Annotated in this window: 20 protein-coding genes and 1 rRNA gene (1 of these 21 only partly in view); 13 read left to right on the top strand and 8 right to left on the bottom strand. The window is 33.9% G+C overall.

What is annotated here, in order from left to right; genetic code table 11:
* The first annotated feature begins 87 nt into the window (after window positions 1–87).
* Complete coding sequence (locus ACTU6T_RS00255) at window positions 88–1,032, top strand: FKBP-type peptidyl-prolyl cis-trans isomerase (protein WP_460219257.1); 945 nt, start codon at window positions 88–90, stop codon at window positions 1,030–1,032.
* 71 nt (window positions 1,033–1,103) lie between these two features.
* Here ACTU6T_RS00255 and ACTU6T_RS00250 read toward each other — a convergent pair whose 3' ends face one another.
* The 3 genes from ACTU6T_RS00250 to ACTU6T_RS00240 form a co-directional block, all read right to left on the bottom strand.
* Window positions 1,104–1,694, bottom strand: coding sequence for an outer membrane beta-barrel protein (locus ACTU6T_RS00250; protein WP_460219256.1), 591 nt, complete (start codon window positions 1,692–1,694; stop codon window positions 1,104–1,106).
* Between the two features lie 141 nt (window positions 1,695–1,835).
* Window positions 1,836–2,789, bottom strand: a complete 954-nt coding sequence (locus ACTU6T_RS00245) for a transketolase family protein (RefSeq protein WP_460219255.1) — start codon at window positions 2,787–2,789, stop codon at window positions 1,836–1,838.
* Window positions 2,790–2,810: 21 nt separating this feature from the next.
* Window positions 2,811–3,656 (bottom strand): transketolase, encoded by an 846-nt coding sequence (locus ACTU6T_RS00240; RefSeq protein ID WP_460219254.1) that lies wholly within the window; start codon window positions 3,654–3,656, stop codon window positions 2,811–2,813.
* 210 nt (window positions 3,657–3,866) lie between these two features.
* Between ACTU6T_RS00240 and ACTU6T_RS00235 the strand changes: the two genes are divergently transcribed.
* The 11 genes from ACTU6T_RS00235 to ACTU6T_RS00185 all read left to right on the top strand — a co-directional run bounded on the left by ACTU6T_RS00235 (window position 3,867) and on the right by ACTU6T_RS00185 (window position 14,352).
* Window positions 3,867–4,220, top strand: coding sequence for a hypothetical protein (locus ACTU6T_RS00235; protein ID WP_460219253.1), 354 nt, complete (start codon window positions 3,867–3,869; stop codon window positions 4,218–4,220).
* Window positions 4,220–5,350: a tRNA guanosine(34) transglycosylase Tgt gene (gene tgt / locus ACTU6T_RS00230; protein WP_460219252.1), complete on the top strand. Its 1,131-nt coding sequence runs from the start codon at window positions 4,220–4,222 to the stop codon at window positions 5,348–5,350. The genes ACTU6T_RS00235 and tgt overlap by 1 nt, the downstream gene beginning before the upstream one ends.
* 1 nt (window position 5,351) lies before the next feature.
* Window positions 5,352–6,422 (top strand): LptF/LptG family permease, encoded by a 1,071-nt coding sequence (locus ACTU6T_RS00225; RefSeq protein WP_460219251.1) that lies wholly within the window; start codon window positions 5,352–5,354, stop codon window positions 6,420–6,422.
* Window positions 6,409–7,323, top strand: coding sequence for a DMT family transporter (locus tag ACTU6T_RS00220; protein WP_460219250.1), 915 nt, complete (start codon window positions 6,409–6,411; stop codon window positions 7,321–7,323). The genes ACTU6T_RS00225 and ACTU6T_RS00220 overlap by 14 nt, the downstream gene beginning before the upstream one ends.
* Before the next feature lie 58 nt (window positions 7,324–7,381).
* Entirely contained in the window at window positions 7,382–8,335 is a 954-nt protein-coding gene (locus ACTU6T_RS00215; protein ID WP_460219249.1) for an acetyl-CoA carboxylase carboxyltransferase subunit alpha, read from the top strand.
* 166 nt (window positions 8,336–8,501) lie between these two features.
* Window positions 8,502–10,040 carry a replicative DNA helicase gene (gene dnaB, locus ACTU6T_RS00210; RefSeq protein ID WP_460219248.1) on the top strand — a complete coding sequence of 513 codons (1,539 nt, stop codon included), beginning with the start codon at window positions 8,502–8,504 and terminating at the stop codon, window positions 10,038–10,040.
* A 73-nt stretch (window positions 10,041–10,113) separates the two neighbouring features.
* On the top strand, window positions 10,114–11,160 hold the full coding sequence (locus tag ACTU6T_RS00205; RefSeq protein ID WP_460219247.1) for an AI-2E family transporter: 1,047 nt from the start codon (window positions 10,114–10,116) through the stop codon (window positions 11,158–11,160).
* Between the two features lie 191 nt (window positions 11,161–11,351).
* The gene (locus ACTU6T_RS00200; RefSeq protein ID WP_460220731.1) at window positions 11,352–12,536 is read left to right on the top strand and encodes an asparagine synthetase B; all 1,185 of its coding nucleotides are present in this window, start codon (window positions 11,352–11,354) and stop codon (window positions 12,534–12,536) included.
* A gap of 52 nt (window positions 12,537–12,588) precedes the next feature.
* Window positions 12,589–12,891 (top strand): hypothetical protein, encoded by a 303-nt coding sequence (locus ACTU6T_RS00195; protein ID WP_460219246.1) that lies wholly within the window; start codon window positions 12,589–12,591, stop codon window positions 12,889–12,891.
* A gap of 80 nt (window positions 12,892–12,971) precedes the next feature.
* Window positions 12,972–13,247 carry an EF-hand domain-containing protein gene (locus ACTU6T_RS00190; RefSeq protein ID WP_460220730.1) on the top strand — a complete coding sequence of 92 codons (276 nt, stop codon included), beginning with the start codon at window positions 12,972–12,974 and terminating at the stop codon, window positions 13,245–13,247.
* A gap of 25 nt (window positions 13,248–13,272) precedes the next feature.
* Window positions 13,273–14,352 carry an adenylate/guanylate cyclase domain-containing protein gene (locus ACTU6T_RS00185; protein WP_460219245.1) on the top strand — a complete coding sequence of 360 codons (1,080 nt, stop codon included), beginning with the start codon at window positions 13,273–13,275 and terminating at the stop codon, window positions 14,350–14,352.
* A gap of 34 nt (window positions 14,353–14,386) precedes the next feature.
* Here the strand turns inward: ACTU6T_RS00185 and ACTU6T_RS00180 are convergent, their stop codons facing one another.
* The 5 genes from ACTU6T_RS00180 to thrS form a co-directional block, all read right to left on the bottom strand.
* A complete protein-coding gene (locus ACTU6T_RS00180; protein ID WP_460219244.1) occupies window positions 14,387–17,644 on the bottom strand; it encodes an amidohydrolase family protein in 3,258 nt (1,085 codons plus the stop codon).
* A 163-nt stretch (window positions 17,645–17,807) separates the two neighbouring features.
* Complete coding sequence (gene rplT, locus ACTU6T_RS00175) at window positions 17,808–18,152, bottom strand: 50S ribosomal protein L20 (protein WP_204347045.1); 345 nt, start codon at window positions 18,150–18,152, stop codon at window positions 17,808–17,810.
* A 102-nt stretch (window positions 18,153–18,254) separates the two neighbouring features.
* Window positions 18,255–18,452 (bottom strand): 50S ribosomal protein L35, encoded by a 198-nt coding sequence (gene rpmI / locus ACTU6T_RS00170; protein WP_143380915.1) that lies wholly within the window; start codon window positions 18,450–18,452, stop codon window positions 18,255–18,257.
* Between the two features lie 68 nt (window positions 18,453–18,520).
* A complete protein-coding gene (infC, locus tag ACTU6T_RS00165) occupies window positions 18,521–19,072 on the bottom strand; it encodes a translation initiation factor IF-3 (RefSeq protein ID WP_460220729.1) in 552 nt (183 codons plus the stop codon).
* Window positions 19,073–19,094: 22 nt separating this feature from the next.
* Window positions 19,095–21,038, bottom strand: a complete 1,944-nt coding sequence (thrS, locus tag ACTU6T_RS00160) for a threonine--tRNA ligase (RefSeq protein WP_460219243.1) — start codon at window positions 21,036–21,038, stop codon at window positions 19,095–19,097.
* 542 nt (window positions 21,039–21,580) lie between these two features.
* Here thrS and ACTU6T_RS00155 point away from each other — a divergent pair.
* Window positions 21,581–22,477, top strand: a 16S ribosomal RNA gene (locus ACTU6T_RS00155); it runs 629 nt beyond the window's last position.

Here is a 22,477-nt window from a genome sequence, read left to right as displayed (position 1 = left end):
AGTATTATATTATTGTATCTTGCGCCATAAAAATAAGCAATATTGAACGATTCAAATTTTGATTTGAATTAAAGAAAATTTTAGACTATGAATTTAAAAAACAGCCTAGTTGGTTTATTGGTTTTAGTGATTGCCTTTACAGCGTGTAAGCCTGACGATCCTACGTTTATTCCTGTGCCAGATAGAGATAGAACAGAGCAACAAGTTGTAGACAGAGATTCTCTAATTGGATATTTAGAAACACACTATTATAATTCTGCGGCTTTAAGTACATCTGGAGTAGATTATACAATTGACGATATTGTAATTACTGAGTTACCTCAGGATGCAGAAGGAAATTATTTGGATTTACCTAATCCTGATGATAATACATTATTGATTGATGCTGTAACTACATATACAAGAACGTATTTTGATGTTGAATACGAATACTATGTACTTCAAATCAATGAAGGTGGTGATGTGAATCCAAATTTTACAGATTTAGTAGAATTGGTATACTCCGGAAATTTGCTAGATGAAGAGGTGTTTGATAGTGCAATTAACCCTAATGCACCATTTGATATGGTAAACTTGATTGAAGGTTGGAGAAATGTTATTCCTAAATTTAAAACAGCCTCATCTTTTGAAATTAACCCTGATGGAACAGTCGAATATAACGATTATGGAATAGGAGTGATGTTTTTACCTTCTGGTTTAGCTTATTTTGCTAACCCTCCTTTTGGTATTCCTGTGTATTCGAATTTAATATTCAAATTTGAATTGTATAGATCTCAGGAAAATGATCATGATGGTGACGGTGTATTGTCGCATTTAGAAGATTTAAATGGAAACCAAAATATAGATGATGATGATACCGATGGTGATGAGATCCCTAACTATTTTGATGCTGATGATGATGGAGATGGTGTGTTCTCTATTTTTGAAGATTTAGATGAAGATGGCGATCCTTCTAACGATGATTCTGATGGTGATGGGATTCCTAATTATTTAGATGAAGACTCAACAGAATCAAATCAGGATAATAGTTAAACCAGTAGTTATAAAACAATAAAAAAGACGCTTATTTAAGCGTCTTTTTTATTTATACTCTTTTATTTTATTTAAAGTGCTATTGATAAGCTTAAGATCAATTGATCTGGTCTTGTGTCAAGCCTACTTAAAGTACTCTCCCCCAAATTATTTCCAATAAAAGTAGCTTCGTTATCGGTAAAACCTCTTTCGTATCTTAAATCGACACCTATTTTATTGAGATTAAATCCAATTCCGAAATTTAAACCTACTGAAAAGTCATTCTCAATATTATCAATATCAATACCGTCAAACTCGGTATCTAAGATATATTGTAATGAAGGTCCAGCAAAAACACTCAATGGACCAATAACTTTAATTCCTACCAATAGTGGAGCGTCAATTTTTTTCATATTAAAATCATCACTATTGTAATCACTCTTTGTACTTGTGTACATTAATTCTGGTCTAAAATAGAGATCGTTACCTATTTTTCCAAAAAGACCAATGTGATAGCCGACATTTCGGTCTGGGTTTTGAGCATTGTCTCCAATAGATTCAAAATAATCGCCATTGGCATTGTAGTTTAGTCCACCTTTAATTCCAAATGAACTTCCTTTTTGTGCTTGAGCACTAAAACAAAATAACGTTAATAAAAACGTGCTAATAACCAAATTTCTCATAATATTCGCTTTTTGTGATTTTGATGTATAGTATCAAAAACGTTGCCAAACGAAAATTATTTCTTTCAATTCAGTATTATACTCAATATATAAAATCTCCAATTAGTACTGTAAAGCACCTTAAAATTAAATATGATGTAATTATTTTCTTTTGATTACAGTTTCAGTAGCTTTTATAATAGCATTTGCGTTTAAACCGTATTTTTCCATAAGTTGGGCAGGTGTTCCAGACTCACCAAATGTATCATTAGTTGCAACAAACTCTTGAGGTGTTGGATTGTGTTTCGCTAATACTCTAGCAACACTTTCTCCTAAGCCACCTAGGTAATTATGTTCTTCAGCTGTAACAATACAACCCGTTTTCGATACAGAATCTAATATTGCTTTGTCATCTAGTGGTTTAATTGTATGAATGTTGATGACTTCTGCAGAAATTCCTTTATCATGTAATGTTTTTGCAGCTTCAAGAGCTTCCCAAACTAAATGACCTGTCGCAACAATAGTGACATCATTTCCTTCTGTTAATTGTACAGCTTTACCTATTTCAAATGTTTGGTCTTCTGGGGTGAAGTTTGCAACCTTTGGTCTTCCGAAACGTAAATATACTGGTCCATGATGCTCTGCAATAGCTATAGTTGCTGCTTTGGTTTGATTAAAATCACAAGTATTAATAACAGTCATTCCTGGCAACATTTTCATTAATCCGATATCTTCTAAAATCTGGTGAGTAGCACCATCTTCTCCAAGGGTTAACCCTGCATGAGAGGCACAGATTTTTACATTTTTATCAGAATAGGCTACACTTTGTCTAATTTGATCATAAACACGACCAGTTGAAAAGTTAGCAAAGGTTCCTGTAAATGGAATTTTACCACCAATAGTCATCCCAGCAGCCAATCCAATCATATTGGCTTCTGCAATTCCTACTTGAAAAAAACGTTCTGGATGATTGGCCTTAAAGTCATCCATTTTTAGTGAACCAATTAAATCGGCACAAAGTGCCACAACATTTTCGTTTGTTTTTCCTAATTCTGTTAACCCAGCTCCAAAACCAGAGCGCGTATCTTTATTACCTGTATTTGTATATGTTTTCATGATGTCTTTTAAGATTGATAGTTAGTAGTCTCCTAGGGTTTCAGCATTTTGAGCTAATCCAATAGCTAGTTGTTCATCATTTGGTGCTTTACCATGCCATGCGTGTGTATGCATCATAAAGTCAACGCCATTACCCATAACCGTTTTCAGTAAAACACAAACAGGTTTTCCATTACCAGTTAATGATTTTGCGTTAGTCATACCTTCTAAAATAGCATCTATGTCGTTTCCATTTTCAATATCTACAACAATCCAACCAAAGGCTTCAAATTTTGCTCTAATACTTCCCATTGGCAAAACATCATCTGTTGACCCATCAATTTGCTGACCATTTAAATCGATAGTAGAGATAATATTGTCTACATTATTTGCAGCAGCGTACATAATTCCTTCCCAGTTTTGACCTTCCTGCAATTCACCATCGCCATGTAAACTATATACGAGATGAGAATCATTATTAAGTTTTTTTGTTTCAGCAGCACCTAATGCGACACTAAAACCTTGACCCAAAGAGCCAGAAGCAACTCTTACACCTGGTAATCCTTCATGAGTTGTTGGATGACCTTGAAGTCTAGAATCAATAAGTCTAAAAGTGTTAAGTTCATCTACTGGAAAATATCCTGATCTTGCTAGTACGCTGTAGAATACAGGTGAAATATGACCATTGGATAAGAAAAATAAATCCTCATCAATTCCATCCATATCAAAGGAATCTTTTCTGTCCATAATGTCTTGATAGAGCGCAACAAAAAATTCGGCGCAGCCTAATGAGCCTCCAGGATGACCAGAGTTTACTTTGTGTACCATTCGTAAAATATCTCTACGAACTTGAGTTGTTAAGTCTTGTAATTGTTGTGTGTTTGGCATATAAAAAGTCTGAATATTTTCAGCACCAAAAATAAAGTTTTCATGATGCTAATCAAAAATAGAAACCTCTCACTTATTAACGATTTTAACCACTTGCTAACAATTTAAATGGTATTAAAAAAAATGAACTCCTATTTTATGGTTTTGAAAGGATAAATTTATTAAATGTTTAAGACCATAATACGTCTATATAATTATCTTTGCCAACTGATGAGCTTTCTTAAGAAGAATATATTTGGATTATTAGCTATTCTAGTTGGTATATATCTTCTCATTAATTCGATTTCTAATATTAATGAAATTCTGAATTATGAAGAATTTTATGCTATTGGAGAATATGTAGCTGTAAAACAAAATATGGAACCAAATTTGATGAGCGGAGTCATAAAAATGAGTCTTGTATTCTTACTTTTTTTATTGATTCCTGTGGTTCTTTCAGTTCTTCACAAAAGAAGAAAAGCGAATAATAAAATATTGTATATAGCTATAGTTTTTATTGTTGCCAATTTTTTGGTTTTTCCTTATTTACTAACCCTATTTTACAATACAACTAAGAGTATTTAATGAATTTTGATTTAAAAGCAAGTGATTCTCAAAGTAAAGCCAGAGCTGGACTTATTACGACAGATCATGGTACGATTGAGACACCTATATTTATGCCTGTAGGTACTGTAGCTTCTGTTAAAGGAGTGCATCAACGGGAACTTAAAGATGATATTAATCCTGATATAATTTTAGGGAATACGTATCATTTATATTTAAGACCTCAAACTCCAATTTTAGAAAAGGCTGGAGGTTTGCATAAGTTCATGAATTGGGATAGAAACATTCTAACAGATTCAGGTGGTTATCAGGTATATTCTTTATCTGCCAACAGAAAGATTAAAGAAGAAGGTGTAAAATTTAAATCACATATTGATGGTAGTTACCATGTGTTTACACCAGAGAATGTCATGGAAATTCAAAGAAGTATAGGAGCAGATATTATAATGGCTTTTGATGAATGTACACCATACCCTTGTGATTATAATTATGCTAAGCGATCTATGCATATGACGCATCGTTGGTTGGAACGTTGCTTAACACATTTAAACAAGACACCTTTTACATATGATTATGAGCAAACTTTTTTTCCGATAGTTCAAGGGAGTACATACAAAGATCTGCGTCAACAATCTGCAGAATACATTGCTAATGCAGGAGCTCAAGGTAATGCTATTGGTGGTTTGTCTGTAGGTGAACCTGCAGAAGAAATGTATGCTATGACCGATGTTGTTTGTGAGATTCTTCCGTGGGACAAACCTCGCTATCTCATGGGGGTTGGGACACCAATTAATATTTTAGAGAATATTGCACTAGGCGTAGATATGTTTGATTGTGTGATGCCTACTCGTAATGCAAGAAATGGAATGCTTTTTACAGCTCATGGTACTATTAATATTAAAAATTTAAAATGGGCAGATGATTTTTCTCCAATTGACGAAATGGGAATAACATTTGTTGATACCGAATATAGTAAAGCCTACCTTAGACATTTATTTACTGTGAATGAATTACTAGGTAAACAAATTGCTACAATTCATAATCTCGGGTTTTACTTGTGGTTGGTGAGAGAAGCCAGAAAGCATATATTAGCAGGAGATTTCAGAGCTTGGAAAGATAAAATGGTTAAACAAATGGATAAGCGCTTATAATTTGAAAATACTAGATTGGTACATATTAAAACGTTATCTGTTTACATTTTTAATGATGTTACTGTTGTTCATCCCTATTGGGATTACAGTAAATCTCGCAGAGAAGATTGGTAAAATACTAGAAAAAGAAGTGCCTTTTGGAGCTGTTGCAAAGTATTATTTAGACTTTACAATTTATTTTGCACATTTATTATTTCCTATATTTTTATTCCTTTCCGTAATCTGGTTTACATCCAAACTTGCTAATAATACTGAAATTGTAGCTTTTTTAAGTTCGGGAGTGTCCTTTTGGAGATTCTTAAGACCATATATGATTGGGGCAACGATTATTGCTTCTTTCGCAATTATCATGGGCTTATATCTTGCGCCTCAAGCTAGTAAAGGGTTTAATGAATTCAAGTATAAATATTTAAAGAATAGGTCTAAAGTTATTCAAACTTCAAATATCTATAGGCAGATAAATGATAATGATTATATCTATGTGAGTAATTTTACGCCAAGTACTAAGACTGGTCGAAATTTTAGTCTAGAACATTTCGAAGGAAATGTCTTGAAATATAAGATTACAGCCAATTCTATTAAAGATAATGATTCTTCATATCGATTAATTAATTATACTAAGCGTACGTTTGGCGCTCATGAAGATATTATTGAAACTTCCAGACGAAAAGATACTATTTTACCCTTCGAAGCTGAAGATCTCACCCCAGAAGAGTACATTGCAGAAACACTCCAGTATGGTGATCTTATTAAATTTATTGAAAAAGAAAAAAGGAGAGGCTCTTCTAATATTGGACGTTATTTAGTTGTAAAATATAAAAAATGGAGCCTACCTGTATCTGTGTTTATTCTGACTATTATTGCAGTAGCAGTGTCCTCAATTAAACGTCGAGGCGGTATGGGTGTAAATCTTGCCTTTGGGATTACTATTGCCATGATTTACGTCTTTTTTGATAAAGTTTTTGGTGTTATGGCTGAACAATCTAGCTTTAACCCTTTGTTTGCCGTATGGTTTCCTAATATCGTTTTTGGTATCTTAGCAGCTTATCTGTTATATAATGCCAAACGCTAAACTAAAAAATTACCTCCATTTACACATCTTAGTTTTTATTGCAGGTTTTACGGCAATTTTGGGGGAATTAATTTCTATTGGATCTACAGCTTTAGTTTGGTATCGCATGTTTATAGCAGGTATTTTAATGTTGTTCTATATTAAAATAATCAAATTAAAAATTAGGGTTTCAAACAAGACTAAACTGAAATTTTTTGGAGCTGGAATCATAATCGCATTACATTGGGTAACCTTCTTTGAGTCGATTAATCAAGCCAATGTATCAATTGCTTTAGCTATGTTTTCAACTGGAGCATTTTTTGCGTCATTGATAGAGCCTTTAATTTATAAGCGTAAAATTATATGGTATGAAATACTATTTGGAATTATTGTCATTATAGGCGTATCTCTTATTATGGAGAGTGAAATCAAATATATTAATGGGATCATTCTTGGAATATCTTCAGCTTTTTTTTCTTCTCTATTTGCGGTTATTAATGGACGATTTATAGAAGAGCATCGCGCTACAGTTATTTCTTTTTATGAGTTTGTTAGTGGTGTTGTGTTTTTAACCATATTTATATTGGTATTTCAAAATGGTTTTTCTCTTGAGTTCTTTGTTTTATCTAGTGAAGATTGGATTTACATTACTATTCTAGCCTCTGTATGCACTGCTTATGCTTTTATTGGTGCTGTGCAGGTGATGCGTTATCTTAGCCCTTACACTGTAGTACTTACTTATAACTTAGAACCTTTGTATGGGATTGCATTGGCGTTTTTGTTTTTTCCTGAAAAAGAAACTATGAGCATTCAATTTTATTATGGTGCAATTTTATTAATAGCAACAGTTTTAGCTAATGGTATACTTAAAAATAGAAAGAGCTTTAAAAAGCGTAAAGGCATAGCAAGCAAACCCAATTAAAGTTTTTATATTTGCACTAACTAATAACTAACTAATTAAGAATTAAATCAAAATTTCAATGGAATATTTAGATTTTGAACTACCCATAAAAGAACTTCAAGATCAACTTGCTAAATGTCAATTAATAGGAGAGGAAAGCGATGTTGATGTAACTCAAACTTGTAAAAAGATTGAAAAAAAGTTGCTAGAAACTAAAAAAGAGATTTATAAAAATCTAACGGCTTGGCAACGTGTTCAATTATCAAGACATCCTGATAGACCTTATACATTAGATCATATAAAAGCCCTTTGTGGAGATTCATTTTTAGAATTGCACGGAGACCGAAATGTAAAGGATGATAAAGCCATGATTGGTGGTTTAGGAAAAATAGGTGATCAAACCTACATGTTTATCGGTCAGCAAAAAGGATTTAATACAAAAACACGCCAGTATAGAAATTTTGGAATGTCTAACCCTGAAGGATATAGAAAGGCATTGCGATTAATGAAATCTGCCGAAAAATTTGGAATCCCTGTAGTCACGTTTATAGACACACCTGGAGCTTACCCAGGCTTAGAAGCTGAAGAACGTGGACAAGGAGAAGCTATTGCTAGAAATATTTTAGAAATGACTCGTCTTAAAGTACCAATAATTACAGTAATTATTGGAGAAGGTGCTTCAGGAGGAGCTTTAGGTATAGGTGTTGGTGATAAAGTACTTATGTTAGAAAATACGTGGTACTCCGTGATTTCTCCGGAATCTTGCTCGTCAATTCTTTGGCGAAGTTGGGAGTATAAAGAAATAGCGGCTGAAGCCTTAAAATTGACAGCTCCTGATATGAAAAAGCTTAAATTGGTTGATACAATTATTAAAGAACCATTAGGAGGAGCACATTCTGATAGACAAGCTACATTTTTAGCTGTACAGACTGCTATTGAAAATAATTATGAGGAACTTAAAAACTTATCACCAAAAGATTTAGTGAACCAACGTATGGATAAATACTTGGCAATGGGAGTTTTTAAAGGTTAATCCTTATAGAATAACGGATTAAAAAAACTGAAACTTAGAGTTTCGGTTTTTTTTAGCGCTATTAACAATATAATCAAGTTATTAACAGTTAAAATGTTGATGACTTGTTAAGATTGAAAATTTTAAAAATTCAATTTTAGCTAACAATTTATTTACATTCGCATTTATGAAGCAACCCAATCAAATAAAAGGCTATCAAGTCGATAAAAGCACAATAATCAGTTTAGAGAAAGGAAAAATACCTCCTCAAGCAATTGATTTAGAGGAAGTTGTGCTTGGGGCGATGATGATTGATAAAAAAGGTGTGGATGAAGTCATCGATATCTTAAGTGCTGAAGCTTTTTATAAGGAAGCTCATAAACACATCTTTGAAGCTATTTTCAAATTATTTGAAAATAGTGAACCTGTGGATTTATTAACCGTTTCTAGTCAGCTTAAAAAGGATGCTAAGCTAGATGTCATAGGTGGTGATTTTTATCTAATTTCACTCACACAACGTGTCTCTTCTTCGGCACATATCGAATTTCATGCACGTATCATTCTTCAAAAATATATACAACGTAGTTTGATTAAAATTTCCAACGAAATTATTGAAGAAGCTTACGATGAAACTAAAGATGTATTTGATTTGTTAGACAATGCCGAGGCCAAACTTTACGAAGTGACTCAAGGCAATGTTAAAAAATCTACTGAAACGGCTCAGAGTTTGGTGATTCAGGCTAAGAAAAAGATTGAAGAGATTTCTAATAAAGAAGGACTAAGTGGTATCCCAACTGGATTTACCAAATTAGATAAACTTACATCAGGATGGCAGCCTAGTGATTTAATTATTGTCGCTGCGCGTCCAGGTATGGGTAAAACAGCTTTAACCTTAACCATGGCCAGAAACATTGCAGTTGATAGCAATATTCCAGTAGCGTTTTTCTCTCTAGAGATGTCATCTGTACAATTGATTACGCGTTTAATTTCTTCGGAAACTGGACTCTCTTCGGAAAAGTTAAGAACTGGAAAATTAGAAAAGCACGAATGGGAACAGTTAAATGTTAAGGTGAAAACACTCGAAAAAGCACCATTGTTTATTGATGATACGCCATCATTATCTATTTTCGATTTGAGAGCAAAAGCAAGACGTTTGGCTTCTCAATATGGAATTAAAATGATTATGATAGATTATCTACAATTAATGACTGCTGGTGGAAGCCAGAAAGGAGGTAATCGTGAACAAGAGATTTCTATGATTTCCAGAAACCTTAAAGCCCTTGCCAAAGAATTAAATGTCCCAGTGATTGCTTTGTCTCAATTATCTAGAGCGGTAGAAACTCGTGGTGGAAGTAAACGTCCGCTATTATCTGATTTACGTGAATCTGGAGCCATTGAACAGGATGCCGATATTGTAAGTTTTATCTATAGACCAGAATACTATAAAATTGATGAATGGGATGATGATGAACGCTCTCCTACTGAAGGACAAGGGGAGTTTATTGTGGCTAAGCATAGAAATGGTGGACTAGAAAACATACGATTGAAGTTTATTGGTCACCTTGGTAAGTTTGACAACTTAGATGATTTCGATACTCCATTTGGCGAGTTTCATTCTAAAATGAATGCTGCTGCTAATGACGATACCTTTAAACCAGACAATTTCCCATCAGCTACAGATGCATTTGGTGCCCCTGAAGAAGACGAAAATGATGTGCCATTTTAAGATTTTTTAGGAGTGTATAACGACTTTTTTACCCTAACTTTGTTAATTAAGCTAAGAAAAAGAATTTTGCCTCATGTTAGAACAAAGACGTACTACTAATATCCTACTGCTATTTATTGTTGTGCCGCTTGTATTTTATTTGCTTAAAATCTTGTCGTTTATTTTTATTCCATTAATATCTTCAATGTTTATTGCATTGTTGTTTTTGCCTTTGATGCGTTGGTTAAGTAGACGTAATGTCCCAAGGTTGATAAGTATTATGATAGTAGTAGCACTTATTGGAATAGGTGTATTTATTGGTGTTGAACTCGTGCAATTATCTAGCAAGCAAATACTATCTAACGAGACAGGTTTTTTTGGTAAAGCTGAAGTAAAGATTAATGATTTGATGTTGTATATGCAGGATAAAGTTGGAATGGAATACAATCCAGAGGGGAACTTTTTGGCGCAATTTTTTCAAAAAGAAACTATAGGATCAACCTTCGATTTTGTTAGAAAATTTTTGACCAATATCTTGATGATTACCTTTTTTACGATTCTCTGGTTATCTGAGTCTATCAATATGCATAAGGTATTAAATAATACTATTTTGAAACGTAAGCATACATCTATCAAGGCGTTTATGAAAATAGAGAAAGACCTAATCACTTTTATAAAGGTTAAGTTTTTAGTGAGTTTATTAACAGGAATTTTTACTGGGCTTGCCTGTGTATTTTTTGATGTGAGTTTTCCAATATTTTGGGGCTTATTCGCCTTTTTAATCAATTTTGTACAAATGGTGGGATCTTTTATCTCAGTGATACTGCTTTCTATTTTTGCTTTTGTAGAGCTAGACCCAACAAGTACATTGTTCTTCTTTATTTTAGCTATTACTGGTGTTCAAGTCCTCTTTGGAGCGATTCTCGAACCTATTTTTATGGGTAAGTCCTTCTCTATAAATGTGATTACAGTTTTGATAATGCTGATGCTTTGGGGCTTTATTTGGGGAATTCCTGGGTTAATTATGGCAATACCAATAACTGTTTTTATCAAAATTATTTTGGAGCAGTTTCCATCTACTAAAGTCATTGCTTCATTGTTGTCTGGTCCAGAACGCAGTATTACACCTTTAAAGAAATAAGACGGTTTTTCAGATTTTAGTGCATTTCAACTAAAAAATGTATAAAACTATATTAAAGCGATGAGCTTAGGAATAATTTTTGAGTATATTTCAATGGTAAAATTGAAAAGTGACTTATGAAAAAGGCAATTGTGTTAATCGTTTTATGTTTTATGACTGTACAAGCTTATGCTTCGTATATATTGATTCCTATGGATTCAGAAAGTCAAAATAATCACTTGAAAGCCTATGGAGTTACTTATTGGACTCTAGAGAAACAACTTAAAGTAAAATGGTTACTCAATTATAAAGGCGGATCCTTTTTGTTGCCAGACTCTGAAGAGATTCAAAGAGAGTGCCAAATTAGAGGTGTAAGTTTTGAAGTGATTTCAAATTCTAAAGCAGAAGAAATTCTTGAAATGATTGCTAGTCCATCGCAAAATATGGAAGCTGTAGTCCTCGAAAAAGCCCCAAAAATTGCAGTATACACTCCAAAAGGACTGCAACCCTGGGATGATGCCGTAACTATGGTATTAACCTATGCAGAAATTCCGTATGAAACTGTCTATGATGATGAAGTACTCAATGATGCATTATTATTATACGACTGGTTGCATTTGCACCATGAGGATTTTACCGGACAATATGGAAAGTTTTACAGAGCTTATAGATCTGCATCCTGGTATATTCAAGAAAAGAAGGAAGCCGAAGAATTGGCAGCTCGTTTGGGATATTCTAAAGTTTCCGAAGAAAAACTAGGAGTTGCCAAGAAAATAAGAGAATATGTTATTGGTGGTGGCTTTATGTTTGCCATGTGCAGTGCCACCGATAGTTTTGATATTGCTCTTTCTGCCGATGGGGTGGATATTTGTGAACCAATGTTTGATGGTGATGGAAGTGACGCTGGCTATCAAAATAAAATTGATTATAGTAAAACTTTTGCTTTCAAAGATTTTTTGCTAGAACGAAGCCCAAATGTATATGAGTTTTCTTCTATTGATATGACCAGAAAACGTAGAATCCCTATGACTACAGATTATTTTACACTTATGGACTTTTCTGCTAAATGGGATCCAATTCCATCCATGTTATGCCAAAATCATACCGCTTTAGTTAAAGGTTTTATGGGGCAGACAACCTCCTTTACCCGAGAAGAAATCAAATCGAATGTGTTAGTAATGGGAGAAAACAAAACCAATGGTGAAGCTAAATATATTCATGGTATTAAAGGAAAAGGTTTTTTTACTTTTTATGGAGGTCATGACCCTGAAGATTATACGCATAAAGTTGGTGATCCAAAAACTGAACTTGATTTGCATCCTACTTCACCAGGTTATCGTTTAATTCTTAATAATGTGCTGTTTCCAGCTGCAAAAAAGAAGAAACAAAAAACATAATAAGTTTTTGCTATAAAACTGTATATTTATCCAATTAACTTAAAATAGTATTATGAAAAAATTTATGATTGCATTGTGTTGTGTTGCATTGGTATTTACATCTTGTAACAGTAGTGACGATGATGGAGGAGGAGATGATGATGGTCTAACCTGTTCTGAGGCAACCCAAAACACATTGATGGCTTTAGCAAGTCTTAATAATGGTGATGAGAACGATTATGAAGCATTATGTAATGCGTATAAGATTACTTTAGAGCAACAAATTGAAGCATGTGGTGATCCTAATGGTACAATCCAAGGCGTAATTGATGATCTTGATGATTGTGAGGTTTCAAATAATCAAAGTAATAATTAAATTACTACAATTGTAATAACCCATTAAGGCCATTTAAATTTTAAATGGCTTTTTTTAGTTACATTTAGTATTATAAATTTATAATATCATGGCAAAAAGAAAATTCTCAAGAAATACAAATCGTTATAACAAATCATTTTAATACTCCAGAAGATGCTTTTAATTTTTTTGATAAAGGAGGAGATGGCAAACTCAAAAAAGAAGAAATTTCTGCACTCTTGAAACAGGCTGAAATTAGCGGATTTATTAGAGGCATAGTGTCTAATAAGCTAATTGAAGGTTATGATAAGGATGGTGATGGATTGGTTAGCTGGAAAGAATTTAAGTTTGCTGTTGACGAGATTTCTAAAAAATAAGAGATACTACTAAAACATATCGAATTTGACATTCAATTTTATAAAGTTTATTAAACTTCTGACGCTTACCGTCACGTTTTGGATTTCTGCCGCAACGTTATTTATTCTTGTTAGGTTTTATGCTTATGGAGAGGAAGAAGGACTAAAGTATGTCAATCCAAAAAACATAGTTCCTTTTACTGAATGGTTAGATTTTGGAGTGATATTAGGAGTTATAATTGGTGTTTTTTATGCTATTATAGAATTCGTGTTTGAAAGATATATTTCACAAAAACTCAATTTAATTTTTATAATTTTTCTTAAAACGATTATCTACATATTACTTATGATAATCTCTCTAAGTTATATAACGTTTTTAGCAGAAGCTCGTATGGATATCGACCTGAATAATGATATTGGATGGTGGAGAACAAATGCGCTATTTTGGCTATGTACAATTTATTTTTTATTGATGACCTTGGTCTATTCTTTTATTAAAATAGCAAATGATAAGTTAGGATCTGGTGTCTTTTTAAAAACGCTCGTTGGGACGTATAGAAAACCAAAAGAAGAAAAACGAATTTTGATGTTTCTAGATTTAAAAGATTCTACTTCAATTGCTGAGAAGCTAGGTCATAGAACCTATAGCCAATGTATTCAAGATTGCTTTTCTGATTTAAATAAAGTGTTAGTAAAGTACGACGCAGAAATCTATCAATATGTAGGTGATGAGGCTGTAATTAGTTGGAACTATAACAAAGGTGTTAAAAAGAACAGGTGCGTACATTTGTATTTCGCTTTTAAAGAAGAACTTGAGAAGCGTTCAGACTTTTATCAAAGGCATTATGACATTGAACCCTTTTTTAAAGCAGGTCTGCATGGTGGTGATATTATGGTGGCTGAAGTTGGTACCATAAAAAAAGAAATAGCCTATCACGGTGATGTGATTAATACAACCTCTAGAATCCAAAGTGAATGTAACACTTATAACGAAAATTTATTAATTTCAAATCAACTTTTAGAGCAATTAAATTTAGAATCTATTTATAGATCTGTAGCATTAGGTCAAATACAACTCAAAGGAAAACAAGAAATCATAAATATTTCTTCAATACGTAAAGCATAAAAAAGCCGATTCAATTTTGAATCGGCTTTTAATATTAGTGAGATCCTACATGACACCCACAACTAGTTCTTGTGAAACTTTGCGATGCTTCATGCCAAGGAAAGGCTTCGTTATATTTTGAATTCTCCCAATAAAATTTAGAACGCTCTTTTGGATTATTTCCAATTTCATTCATGGTTTCAGTGTCATACAAACGACCATTAATCATAGTATAAATAATGCTTTCAGAATGCCTAATATCTTCTAAAGGGTTTTTATCCATAACAATGAGGTCTGCTAGTTTTCCTTTCTTTAAAGATCCAATATCATTTCCAGCTCCAATATAATTTGCACCATTTATGGTTGCAGCTTTTAAAGCATCATGATTAGACATTCCTCCTTGCTGCAATAACCATAATTCCCAATGGGCTCCTAATCCTTGTAATTGGCCATGAGCTCCAAGATTCACTTTAACTCCTGAATCGCTCAGCGCTTTACAAGTTTTAGAAACTAGAATGTGTCCGTTATCGTATTCTTCATCTGGGACCATTGTACGATGTCTTGAGCGAGAGTCTATAATTGCTCTAGGTGTATACTTTAATAGTTTTTCATTTTCCCAAACATTGGTGTTTTGATACCAGTAGTATTCTCCATTCATTCCACCATAATTAACAATAAGCGTTGGTGTATAACCCACATTACTATTTCCCCAGAGTTCTAAAACATCTTTATAAACTGGAGCTACTGGGATATTGTGCTCGACACCAGTATGACCATCCATAACCATAGTGATATTGTGGTAGAAAGTAGATCCACCTTCAGGCACTACAAATATGCCTTCCTCACGAGCTGCCTGTAATACTTGCTGTCTTTGCTCTCGTCGTGGTTGATTATAGCTTTTTACCGATAAAGCACCAAATGCTTTAGTTCGTCTTATTGAAGAGCGAGCGTCTTCAAGGTTATTGATGACCGCTTTAAAATCTCCATCGGCTCCATAAAGAATAAACCCAGTAGAGTAGAGACGTGGTCCAACGAGCGTTCCGTTTTTTTGTAATTCTGAAAGTGCAAAAACTGTTTCAGAATGAGCTGAAGGATCATGCGCAGTTGTTACACCATATGCCAAGTTTGCATAAAATTGCCAATGTTTTTGAGTCGTTAAGCCGTAACGAAAACCACCAATATGAGCATGAGCATCAACTATCCCTGGCATAATTGTTTTTCCAGTAACATCATAGACTTTTGCGTCAGAAGGAATTGAAATATCCGATGAGTTTCCAATAGCTTCAATGATATTGTTATTAATGACGATTGTACCATTCTCAATAATTTGATCGCCTTCCATTGTAATAATTCTAGCACCTTTTAAAGCAATTTTACCTCGAGGTTTGTCAGTTTCCACCTCTAAGTTAATTTTAATGCCTTTCTCAACAAGTGACATATCTTCAGAAACAGCTGCCGAAAAGTATTGATTTCCAAGTGTCCAATGAATGGTTTTACTGTCGTTGGACCAATGCAAATTAATTCCAGCATCTTTTGAAAGTTTAGTGATTGGAACATATTTACTTTTGTCTGTTAAATCTAAAGTTTTTCCAGCTTTAGGCATTGGAGCCATATAAACTTTATGAAGATGAACAAAAGCAATCCAATTACCATCTGGACTTGGAACTAGTATATTTCCATGTTTAGATTTTACATGGATGCGCTCGTCAAAACCATTTAAATCTACACTCTTTAATTCTTTAGTTAAAGCTCCAAAAAATTGTCCACCTTTTTGATAAATGATGCGTTTATTATCCTTACTAAACATAGGAAAATCACCTTCTTTACTCACTTGTTTAACATTCGATCCATTAGCATCCATCACGTAAAGCCCTGTCTTTTTTGTAAATGTTCGACCTTGGTCGTTATTACCACCTTCTTTGCGATAAACAATTTGTGTCCCATTATGATCATAAGCTGGGTTTCTGTAAATTCCTTTTTCCGAAGATAATTTTGTGCCAGTTCCACCAGCTGTAGAAACAGAATAAATAGCGCCTAAATGTTCATCATTCCATGTGACGTAAGTAATGGTATTACCATCTGGTGAAAAGCTAGGCTCAAATTCAAAATCGGTTCCATTCGTTAAGCGTCTAGCTTTTCCGTTGGGTAGTTTTTGAGTGTATAAATAGCCTAGAGCATTAAATACAATTGTTTTTCCGTCAGGTGAAGTCACTGCATGACGGATAACTTTAGCATCAAATGTGTCTGGTGATACTGGTGTGTCAAATTCAATAGCTTTTGCAATTTTAATAGTAGTATCTACTTGGAAAGGTATTTCAGTTATTTTAAGTGAGTTAATATTAATTCTATTTATTTTTCCTCCAGACCATATAATAATATCTTCATTATTAGGCATCCAATTAAAGTTGGTATACACTCCAAAAATAGCCCAAGCTTCTTGTTGATCTTTGTTTAATTGATCGTAAACTGGCCATTCTTCTCCAGTAGTTATGTCGTGAATGTAGAGAACCGATTTTGTTCTTACACGCTTAATAAAAGCAAGTTTTTTACCGTCTTTAGAAATTTGTGGACGAGCAGCACCACCTGGCCCTCCAGTAATTCTTTCGGTTTTCCCAGTCTCCATATCATAACGATTAATCACATAGATTTGCTTATTAGGATCTTTATTATACTGAAAAAAGCCTCCTGGATACATGTCTTCACTATAATACAAATACTTTCCATCTGAGGATAGTGAAGGCTCATTTACATCTTGTTGATCATTTTTCTTTTTTGTAAGTTGAACACCACTACCTCCAGATTTATGATACATCCATAGTTCACCAGCTCCAAGAGATCGACCAGAAGTAAAATGTTTTCTTGCAATGAGGAAATTACTGTCTGGTGTCCAAATAGCATTATTTAATAACCTGAAACTTTCTTTGGTAACTTGTTTAGCATTTGAACCATCTGTATTCATAATCCAAATATTGTCACCGCCTCCAGCATCACTAGTAAATGAGATATGTTTTCCGTCTGGACTAAAACGAGGTTGAATTTCAAAAGGTAAGCCTTCTCTTAAAATTTTTGCTTGACCACCATTAATATCAATACTGTAAATATCCCCTAGGAGATCAAACACTATAGTTTTGCCATTTGGGCTTACATCAAGGTTCATCCAAGTACCTTCATTAGTTGAAAGTTTTAATTCTTTAAAGTCCCAATTGCCTTCGGGGTTAGCAACATTCCAAGCATTTTCTTTTTCTTTGTCTTGACCAAAAACGTTGCACGTAATAAATACCGTTAGGATTGTGATGAGTCGTATGTGTTTCATTTGATTAGTTTTAATTGACACGTAAGTTACTTAAAAAATGGAAGTTTTTGTGTTAATTACAGTCAATGAAATGAACTTTTTTTTAAGTAAAACAATAAAAAAAACCGATTCAATTTTGAATCGGTTTTATAAGCGAATTGTTATTATTATTTCGGCAAATGCCTTACTTAACTTTGTTTACTATTGCTTCAAAAGCTTCTGGGTTATTCATCGCTAAATCTGCAAGAACCTTACGGTTCAATTCGATGTTGTTAGCTTTAAGTTTTCCCATAAACTTAGAATAGCTCATTCCATGTTGTCTGGCTCCTGCGTTTATACGCATAATCCATAATGAACGGAATGTTCTTTTTTTGTTTCTACGGTCTCTATACGAATATTGCATCGCTTTATCAACCGCATTTTTTGCTACTGTCCAGACATTTTTACGTCTTCCAAAGTAACCTTTTGCTTGCTTAAGAACCTTTTTTCTTCTGGCTCTCTTCGCTACTGAATTTACTGATCTTGGCATGTTTAAATTGTTTTTTGTAGTAGGCGGTCAATGTTTGACACTTGCTAAATACTTTTGCCTAACTCCAGGGTTTATAATTTGTTTTAACCGATTAAAATGTTATTACTTTAAACGTAATAACGTTTTAATATTGTCCTCGTCTGATTTATGTACTAAACCGTCATGAGTTAATTTAAGCTTACGCTTTTTAGATTTTTTTGTCAGGATATGACTCTTAAAAGCATGCTTTCTTTTAATCTTACCAGTGCCAGTTAGTTTAAAACGTTTCTTAGCACTTGATTTGGTTTTCATTTTAGGCATTTTCCTATTTGTATTTACGTTTCGCTTATTATCTTTAATTGGATACTGAACTCCTCAGTTACCATTTACTATTTTGGTTTTTTAGGCGCAATAAACATAGTCATACGCTTACCTTCTAATCGAGGCATTTGTTCAACTTTACCTAATTCTTCAAGATCTTGAGCTAACCTCAATAATAAAATTTGACCTTGTTCTTTAAATATAATCGAACGTCCTTTGAAAAACACAAAGGCTTTCAATTTTGCTCCATCTTTTAAAAACTTCTCAGCGTGCTTCTTTTTAAATTCGTAATCATGGTCATCAGTTTGAGGACCAAAACGAATCTCTTTAATTGTCACTTTCGATGCTTTTGCTTTTAGAGCTTTTTCACGTTTCTTTTGTTCATAAAGAAACTTCTTGTAATCCATCACTTTACACACAGGAGGATCAGCCTTTGGGGAGATTTCAACAAGATCTAACCCTTGATCATCTGCGATGGATAAGGCTTCTCTGGTTGAATAAATCCCTACTTCTACATTATCGCCAACAAGTCTTACCTTCTCAGCTCTAATTTTAGAGTTAATGTTGTGTTGATCTTCTTTTACTACTCGTCTCGAGTTGTGTCTTCTACGTATTGCTATGGCTTATCTATTTTAATTAAACTTATTTAAATGTTTTTAATGTCTTATTGATTTCTATTTCAATAATTTTTGAAAATTCATCTACACTAATCATGCCTAAATCTTCACCTCCATGTTTACGAACAGAAATTTTGTTGTCTTTCTCTTCATTCTCACCTATAATAATCATGAAAGGTATTTTATTCATTTCCGCTTCACGGATTTTCTTACCTATCGTCTCATTTCTATTATCAGCGAGGGCGCGAATTTCGTGATTTTCTAGCAAATTTAAAACTTTTTCAGCGTATTTTTCATATTTCTCACTTAATGATAGTACAATAACCTGGTCAGGCATGAGCCATAAAGGGAAGTTACCACCCGTATGTTCTAGTAAAATAGCTATGAACCGCTCCATACTTCCAAAAGGTGCACGATGAATCATAACTGGTCTGTGTAACTCATTATCGCTGCCTTTGTAAGTTAAATCAAAACGCTCTGGTAGATTGTAATCTACTTGTATAGTTCCAAGTTGCCAATTTCTACCCAAGGCATCTTTTACCATAAAATCTAATTTAGGGCCATAAAATGCTGCCTCACCTGTTTCGACTACATAATCCAAACCTTTATCAATCGCAGCATTTAAAATGGCAGCTTCAGCTTTTTTCCAATTGTCATCGCTACCTATATACTTATCTGGGTTTTCAGGATCTCTGAGTGAAACTTGAGCTTTAAAGTTTTCAAAGCCAAGTGAGCCAAATACATATAGCACTAAATCAATTACTTCTTTAAATTCTGTATCTAATTGATCTGGTGTACAAAATATATGGGCATCATCTTGAGTAAATCCACGTACTCTTGTTAAGCCGTGTAATTCACCACTTTGCTCATATCTATAAACTGTACCGAATTCGGCATATCGCTTTGGTAATTCTTTATATGAAAAAGGTCTTGTATTGTAAATTTCACAATGATGCGGACAATTCATTGGTTTTAATAAGAATTCTTCTCCGTCTGCTGGCGTATTAATTGGTTGAAAACTGTCTTCTCCATATTTTGCAAAATGACCTGAAGTGACATATAATTCTTTCTGGCCAATATGAGGAGTGACTACCATTTCATATCCAGCTTTCTTTTGGGCACTTTTCAAGAAATTTTCAAGACGCTCTCTTAGCGCAGCTCCTTTTGGAAGCCATAAAGGAAGCCCTTGTCCAACTTTTTTAGAAAAAGTGAATAATTCAAGCTCTTTTCCTAACTTTCTATGGTCACGCTTTTTTGCTTCTTCTAATAAATGTAAATATTCAGTTAACTCTTTTTGCTTCGGAAACGAGATACCATATACTCTAGTGAGTTGTTTGTTATTTTCGTCTCCTCTCCAATATGCTCCAGCTACTGATAGTAACTTAACAGCTTTAATAAGTCCTGTATTTGGAATATGTCCTCCACGACATAAGTCTGTAAATGTAGAATGATCACAAAATGTAATTGTACCATCTTCCAGATTTTCTATAAGCTCAACCTTGTATTCATTATTTTGAGACTTATATAATGATAACGCTTCTTCTTTTGTTGCAGAACGCATTTTGAAGTCATGCTTTTCTCTTGCAATTTCAATCATCTTATTTTCGATTGTCTTGAAGTCTTTTTCAGACATAGCGTATTCTCCAAAGTCTACATCATAATAGAAGCCGTTTTCTATGGCTGGGCCAATTGATAGTTTTATGCCTGGGTATAACTCTTCAAGTGCTTGTGCTAATACATGAGATGTTGAATGCCAAAAGGCTTTTTTTCCTTCATCATTTTTCCATGTATATAATACTAGTGAACCATTAGTATTTAATGGAGTAGAAGTTTCTATGGTTTCATTATTGAAATTTGCAGAAATTACATTTCTGGCAAAACCTTCACTAATGCTCTTTGCAACCTCCATTGGTGTTGTTCCTTCTTCAAATGTTTTAATGGTACCGTCTGGTAAAGTAATATCTATCATAAATAATGATCTAGTATTTAAGGAGGCAAAGATAGTATCTTAAATTCTCACATACAATATATATGTATTACATAATTACTTAATAATGATAATTTAAAATTTTGAATGTAATTTTTAATTTTATAGATAGCTTAATAGTCTGATATGAAGCGTTTTGAGTGTTGTTTAAAAAATAAATTAAAAAAAGATTGCAAAAGTTTTGGATTGAAGAAAATAGTGGTTGTATATTTGCACCCGCTAACGAGATAAGTTGGTTAAGTTCTGAGACAATATTTGGTATAAAAAAAGGGGTTATAAAAATAATTCAAAAAAAAGATCGAATAGTATTGTGGGAATAAAAAAAGGGTTTTATATTTGCACCCGCTTAAGGCATAAAAGTTTTAAGAGAAGAAAAGAAACAAGTTCATTAACATATTGAATTGACAGCGTAAGTGAGATATTGGAAACGATATTTCACAGACAAAGAATAGACCATTTTGAGTACTGAAATTAAACAATTTCGATTAGTTGTTAATAATATAGTGGAAACACTTAAAAATTTAACGATGAAGAGTTTGATCCTGGCTCAGGATGAACGCTAGCGGCAGGCCTAACACATGCAAGTCGAACGGTAACATAAGAGAGCTTGCTCTTTTGATGACGAGTGGCGCACGGGTGCGTAACGCGTATACAATCTACCTTTTACAGGAGGATAGCCTTTAGAAATGAAGATTAATACTCCATAGTATATATTAATGGCATCATTATTATATTAAAGTTTCGGCGGTAAAAGATGAGTATGCGTTCTATTAGCTAGATGGTGTGGTAACGGCATACCATGGCAACGATAGATAGGGGCCCTGAGAGGGGGATCCCCCACACTGGTACTGAGACACGGACCAGACTCCTACGGGAGGCAGCAGTGAGGAATATTGGACAATGGAGGCAACTCTGATCCAGCCATGCCGCGTGCAGGAAGACTGCCCTATGGGTTGTAAACTGCTTTTATACAGGAAGAAACCACTCTACGTGTAGAGTTCTGACGGTACTGTAAGAATAAGGATCGGCTAACTCCGTGCCAGCAGCCGCGGTAATACGGAGGATCCAAGCGTTATCCGGAATCATTGGGTTTAAAGGGTCCGTAGGTGGATAATTAAGTCAGAGGTGAAAGTCTGCAGCTCAACTGTAGAATTGCCTTTGATACTGGTTATCTTGAGTCATTATGAAGTAGTTAGAATATGTAGTGTAGCGGTGAAATGCATAGATATTACATAGAATACCAATTGCGAAGGCAGATTACTAATAATGTACTGACACTGATGGACGAAAGCGTGGGGAGCGAACAGGATTAGATACCCTGGTAGTCCACGCCGTAAACGATGGTTACTAGCTGTTCGGACTTCGGTCTGAGTGGCTAAGCGAAAGTGATAAGTAACCCACCTGGGGAGTACGTTCGCAAG

The organism is Psychroserpens citreus (assembly GCF_055686305.1).
This window is presented reverse-complemented; position numbering and strand designations above follow the sequence as displayed.